3 rRNA genes are annotated in these 5,368 nt (G+C 58.2%); all 3 read left to right on the top strand.

Annotated elements, in window-relative coordinates:
• Positions 1–220 precede the first annotated feature (220 nt).
• Positions 221–1,750, top strand: a 16S ribosomal RNA gene (locus tag ABD198_RS30215).
• A 318-nt stretch (positions 1,751–2,068) separates the two neighbouring features.
• Positions 2,069–5,193, top strand: a 23S ribosomal RNA gene (locus tag ABD198_RS30220).
• Between the two features lie 86 nt (positions 5,194–5,279).
• Positions 5,280–5,368, top strand: a 5S ribosomal RNA gene (gene rrf, locus ABD198_RS30225); the annotation flags it as partial.

The following is a 5,368-nucleotide window of genomic DNA, read 5'->3' on the forward strand; positions in this document are numbered from 1 at the left end:
GAGGAAAGCCCGAGAGGGTGAGTACGAAGGAAGCGTCCGTTCCTTGAGAACTCAACAGCGTGCCAAAAGTCAACGCCAGATATGTTGATACCCCGTCTGTCCGGTTTCGCCGGATGGTCGAGGTTCCTTTGAAGAAACACAGCGAGGACGCTGTGAACGTCGGGATTATTCCTCCCGATGTTCCGCTCTCGTGATGTGTCACCCGATCACGGGTCAAGCATTCACGGAGAGTTTGATCCTGGCTCAGGACGAACGCTGGCGGCGTGCTTAACACATGCAAGTCGAACGATGAAGCCCCTTCGGGGGTGGATTAGTGGCGAACGGGTGAGTAACACGTGGGCAATCTGCCCTGCACTCTGGGACAAGCCCTGGAAACGGGGTCTAATACCGGATACGACCACTTGAGGCATCTCATGGTGGTGGAAAGCTCCGGCGGTGCAGGATGAGCCCGCGGCCTATCAGCTTGTTGGTGAGGTAACGGCTCACCAAGGCGACGACGGGTAGCCGGCCTGAGAGGGCGACCGGCCACACTGGGACTGAGACACGGCCCAGACTCCTACGGGAGGCAGCAGTGGGGAATATTGCACAATGGGCGCAAGCCTGATGCAGCGACGCCGCGTGAGGGATGACGGCCTTCGGGTTGTAAACCTCTTTCAGCAGGGAAGAAGCGCAAGTGACGGTACCTGCAGAAGAAGCGCCGGCTAACTACGTGCCAGCAGCCGCGGTAATACGTAGGGCGCGAGCGTTGTCCGGAATTATTGGGCGTAAAGAGCTCGTAGGCGGCTTGTCGCGTCGGTTGTGAAAGCCCGGGGCTTAACCCCGGGTCTGCAGTCGATACGGGCAGGCTAGAGTTCGGTAGGGGAGATCGGAATTCCTGGTGTAGCGGTGAAATGCGCAGATATCAGGAGGAACACCGGTGGCGAAGGCGGATCTCTGGGCCGATACTGACGCTGAGGAGCGAAAGCGTGGGGAGCGAACAGGATTAGATACCCTGGTAGTCCACGCCGTAAACGGTGGGCACTAGGTGTGGGCAACATTCCACGTTGTCCGTGCCGCAGCTAACGCATTAAGTGCCCCGCCTGGGGAGTACGGCCGCAAGGCTAAAACTCAAAGGAATTGACGGGGGCCCGCACAAGCGGCGGAGCATGTGGCTTAATTCGACGCAACGCGAAGAACCTTACCAAGGCTTGACATACACCGGAAACACCCAGAGATGGGTGCCCCCTTGTGGTCGGTGTACAGGTGGTGCATGGCTGTCGTCAGCTCGTGTCGTGAGATGTTGGGTTAAGTCCCGCAACGAGCGCAACCCTTGTCCCGTGTTGCCAGCAGGCCCTTGTGGTGCTGGGGACTCACGGGAGACCGCCGGGGTCAACTCGGAGGAAGGTGGGGACGACGTCAAGTCATCATGCCCCTTATGTCTTGGGCTGCACACGTGCTACAATGGCCGGTACAATGAGCTGCGATACCGTGAGGTGGAGCGAATCTCAAAAAGCCGGTCTCAGTTCGGATTGGGGTCTGCAACTCGACCCCATGAAGTCGGAGTCGCTAGTAATCGCAGATCAGCATTGCTGCGGTGAATACGTTCCCGGGCCTTGTACACACCGCCCGTCACGTCACGAAAGTCGGTAACACCCGAAGCCGGTGGCCCAACCCCCTTGTGGGGAGGGAGCCGTCGAAGGTGGGACTGGCGATTGGGACGAAGTCGTAACAAGGTAGCCGTACCGGAAGGTGCGGCTGGATCACCTCCTTTCTAAGGAGCACTTCTACCGGGTCCTCTTGGGGACACGGTCAGAGGCCAGTACATCAGCGAATGTCTGATGCTGGTTGCTCATGGGTGGAACGTTGACTACTCGGCATTCTCAGCCAACTCGGGCTGCTAGTACTGCTCTTCGGAGCGTGGAACGCAGACCACGAGGGGCGAGGGTGTCGGGCACGCTGTTGGGTGTCTGAGGGTACGGCCGCATGGCCGGGCCTTCGGTTGCCGGCCCCAGTGCACTCGAGCGTCTTGCTCGGGGTGATGGGTGGTTGGTCGTTGTTTGAGAACTGCACAGTGGACGCGAGCATCTGTGGCCAAGTTTTTAAGGGCGCACGGTGGATGCCTTGGCACCAGGAACCGATGAAGGACGTGGGAGGCCGCGATAGGCCCCGGGGAGTCGTCAACCAGGCTTTGATCCGGGGGTGTCCGAATGGGGAAACCCGGCAGTCGTCATGGGCTGTCACCCGCTGCTGAACACATAGGCAGTGTGGAGGGAACGCGGGGAAGTGAAACATCTCAGTACCCGCAGGAAGAGAAAACAACCGTGATTCCGGGAGTAGTGGCGAGCGAAACTGGATGAGGCCAAACCGTATGCGTGTGAGACCCGGCAGGGGTTGCGCATGCGGGGTTGTGGGATCTCTCTGCCACGGTCTGCCGGCCGTGGGACGAGTCAGAAACCGTTGATGTAGGCGAAGGACATGCGAAAGGTCCGGCGTAGAGGGTAAGACCCCCGTAGTCGAAACGTCAGCGGCTCGTTTGAGAGACACCCAAGTAGCACGGGGCCCGAGAAATCCCGTGTGAATCTGGCGGGACCACCCGCTAAGCCTAAATATTCCCTGGTGACCGATAGCGGATAGTACCGTGAGGGAATGGTGAAAAGTACCCCGGGAGGGGAGTGAAATAGTACCTGAAACCGTGTGCCTACAAGCCGTGGGAGCGTCGCATGCGAGCTTGCTTGCATGTCGTGACTGCGTGCCTTTTGAAGAATGAGCCTGCGAGTTTGCGGTGTGTTGCGAGGTTAACCCGGGTGGGGTAGCCGTAGCGAAAGCGAGTCCGAAGAGGGCGATTTCAGTAGCACGCTCAAGACCCGAAGCGGGGTGATCTAGCCATGGGCAGGTTGAAGCGGAGGTAAGACTTCGTGGAGGACCGAACCCACCAGGGTTGAAAACCTGGGGGATGACCTGTGGTTAGGGGTGAAAGGCCAATCAAACTCCGTGATAGCTGGTTCTCCCCGAAATGCATTTAGGTGCAGCGTCGTGTGTTTCTTGCCGGAGGTAGAGCACTGGATAGGCGATGGGCCCTACCGGGTTACTGACCTTAGCCAAACTCCGAATGCCGGTAAGTGAGAGCGCGGCAGTGAGACTGTGGGGGATAAGCTCCATGGTCGAGAGGGAAACAGCCCAGAGCATCGACTAAGGCCCCTAAGCGTACGCTAAGTGGGAAAGGATGTGGAGTCGCACAGACAACCAGGAGGTTGGCTTAGAAGCAGCCATCCTTGAAAGAGTGCGTAATAGCTCACTGGTCTAGTGATTCCGCGCCGACAATGTAGCGGGGCTCAAGCGTACCGCCGAAGTCGTGTCAATCCAGCGTATAGCCCCAACGGGTGCTGGGTTGGGTAGGGGAGCGTCGTCTGCCGGGTGAAGCAGCCGTGTAAGCGAGTTGTGGACGGTTGACGAGTGAGAATGCAGGCATGAGTAGCGATTCACACGTGAGAAACGTGTGCGCCGATTGACTAAGGGTTCCTGGGTCAAGCTGATCTGCCCAGGGTAAGTCGGGACCTAAGGCGAGGCCGACAGGCGTAGTCGATGGATAACCGGTTGATATTCCGGTACCCGCTGTGAAGCGCCAAACATCGAATCCAGTGATGCTAAGCCCGTGAAGCCGCCGGCTGAGTCTTCGGACGAGGTCGGAGTGGTGGAGCCGGTGACCCGAGCTGGTAGTAGGTGAGTGATGGGGTGACGCAGGAAGGTAGTCCATCCCGGGCGGTGGTTGTCCCGGGGTAAGGGTGTAGGACGTCAGGTAGGCAAATCCGCCTGGCACATAGTCTGAGACCTGATGCCGAGCCGATTGTGGCGAAGTGGATGATCCTATGCTGTCGAGAAAAGCCTCTAGCGAGTTTCATGGCGGCCCGTACCCTAAACCGACTCAGGTGGTCAGGTAGAGAATACCGAGGCGTTCGGGTGAACTATGGTTAAGGAACTCGGCAAAATGCCCCCGTAACTTCGGGAGAAGGGGGGCCACATCTGGTGAGGGGCTTTGCGCTCTGAGCTGGGGGTGGCCGCAGAGACCAGCGAGAAGCGACTGTTTACTAAAAACACAGGTCCGTGCGAAGCCGTAAGGCGATGTATACGGACTGACGCCTGCCCGGTGCTGGAACGTTAAGGGGACCGGTTAGCTCACCTTCGGGTGGGCGAAGCTGAGAACTTAAGCGCCAGTAAACGGCGGTGGTAACTATAACCATCCTAAGGTAGCGAAATTCCTTGTCGGGTAAGTTCCGACCTGCACGAATGGCGTAACGACTTCTCGACTGTCTCAACCATAGGCCCGGTGAAATTGCACTACGAGTAAAGATGCTCGTTTCGCGCAGCAGGACGGAAAGACCCCGGGACCTTTACTACAGTTTGATATTGGTGTTCGGTTCGGCTTGTGTAGGATAGCTGGGAGACTGTGAAGCGGGCACGCCAGTGTTCGTGGAGTCGTCGTTGAAATACCAGTCTGGTCGTGCTGGATGTCTAACCTGGGTCCGTGATCCGGATCAGGGACAGTGTCTGATGGGTAGTTTAACTGGGGCGGTTGCCTCCTAAAGGGTAACGGAGGCGCCCAAAGGTTCCCTCAGCCTGGTTGGCAATCAGGTGTTGAGTGTAAGTGCACAAGGGAGCTTGACTGTGAGACCGACGGGTCGAGCAGGGACGAAAGTCGGGACTAGTGATCCGGCGGTGGCTTGTGGAAGCGCCGTCGCTCAACGGATAAAAGGTACCCCGGGGATAACAGGCTGATCTTCCCCAAGAGTCCATATCGACGGGATGGTTTGGCACCTCGATGTCGGCTCGTCGCATCCTGGGGCTGGAGTCGGTCCCAAGGGTTGGGCTGTTCGCCCATTAAAGCGGTACGCGAGCTGGGTTTAGAACGTCGTGAGACAGTTCGGTCCCTATCCGCTGTGCGCGTAGGAGTCTTGAGAAGGGCTGTCCCTAGTACGAGAGGACCGGGACGGACGAACCTCTGGTGTGCCAGTTGTTCTGCCAAGGGCATGGCTGGTTGGCTACGTTCGGGAGGGATAACCGCTGAAAGCATCTAAGCGGGAAGCCTGCTTCAAGATGAGGACTCCCACCCACTTGATGGGGTAAGGCTCCCAGTAGACGACTGGGTTGATAGGCCGGATATGGAAGCACGGTAACGTGTGGAGTTGACCGGTACTAATAGGCCGAGGGCTTGTCCTCAGTTGCTCGCGTCCACTGTGTTGGTTCTGAAACCACGAACAACCCGCCCACGGGTGTGGGTGTGCTGGTTGTCAGTTTCATAGTGTTTCGGTGGTCATAGCGTAGGGGAAACGCCCGGTTACATTCCGAACCCGGAAGCTAAGCCTTACAGCGCCGATGGTACTGCAGGGGGGAC

The sequence above is a fragment of the Streptomyces thermocarboxydovorans genome (genome assembly GCF_039524635.1).
In the GTDB taxonomy this organism is placed as follows: Bacteria; Actinomycetota; Actinomycetes; order Streptomycetales; family Streptomycetaceae; genus Streptomyces; species Streptomyces thermocarboxydovorans.